Here is a 1004-nt window from a genome sequence, read left to right as displayed (position 1 = left end):
ATTGATATTTTAGGGTACTTAGATTTCCACTTATCTTCAAATATATCCAGTTCAAACAGTGCCGATTCTTCGTTTGGTGCTGCATAAACTCTCTTAAGATCAGCCATCAGAAGCTTAATATCTTTGTACGATACAAATTTGGTGGTGTTTCTTATTTGATGTATTATACACTGCTGGAGTTCAGTTTTTGGGAATACGGCAGCTATCGCATTAGGAAAACCAGTAAGGCCATCTACACAAGCAATTAGGATATCTTCAATACCCCTATTTTTCATATCATTCATTACTGTGAGCCAAAATTTTGCACTCTCATTTTCGCCAATCCACATGCCCAATACATCTTTGAAGCCTTCCATATTGATACCTATGGCAATGTACACTGCCTTTTTGATTATACGTCCCTCGCTTCTTACGTGAAAATGTATAGCATCCATAAAAACAACCGGGTAAACAGCCTCAAGTGGGCGAGCTTGCCATTCTTTGACAAGAGGTAATACCTTGTCAGTAATTCTGCTTATTGTTGAATCTGACATTTCAATACCGTATAAATCCTTAATGTGGGTCTCTATGTCACCTGTGCTCATGCCTTTGGCATACATTGAAATGATTTTAGACTCCATATCCTGGGTAAGAGTATTTTGATGCTTCTGTATGAGCTGCGGCTCAAATTCTCCTTTACGGTCTCTGGGCACATCAATTTCTGTGTCCCCAAAACTCGTATGTACTGTCTTAGGAGAATAGCCATTTCTGCTATTGTCAGTATCCTTATTGCGATAATCGTACCTAGTATAGCCTAATTCTTCATCCAATTCGCCATCCAGGCCATTTTCAAGGACCTGAGATATCAGTTCTTTAACCAAATCATTGATGTCATTTGAGTCCTTGATAGGATTATCCCGTAAAAATTCTTGACCTTAATCCGATTTGATGGACACAAAGAATCCCTATATAATAAAAACATGGAGGGATTCAAATGACTGAGAGAAAAAAATTTGATAAAGCAT

The 1004-nt window shown here is 37.9% G+C and carries 1 pseudogene; it reads right to left on the bottom strand.

Features of this window, described 5'->3' with window-relative positions:
* Positions 1-872, bottom strand: a pseudogene (locus LY28_RS18865) (IS256 family transposase); the annotation flags it as partial.
* Positions 873-1004: the final 132 nt, after the last annotated feature.

The organism is Ruminiclostridium sufflavum DSM 19573 (genome assembly GCF_003208175.1).
In the GTDB taxonomy this organism is placed as follows: Bacteria; Bacillota; Clostridia; order Acetivibrionales; family DSM-1351; genus Ruminiclostridium; species Ruminiclostridium sufflavum.
This window is presented reverse-complemented; position numbering and strand designations above follow the sequence as displayed.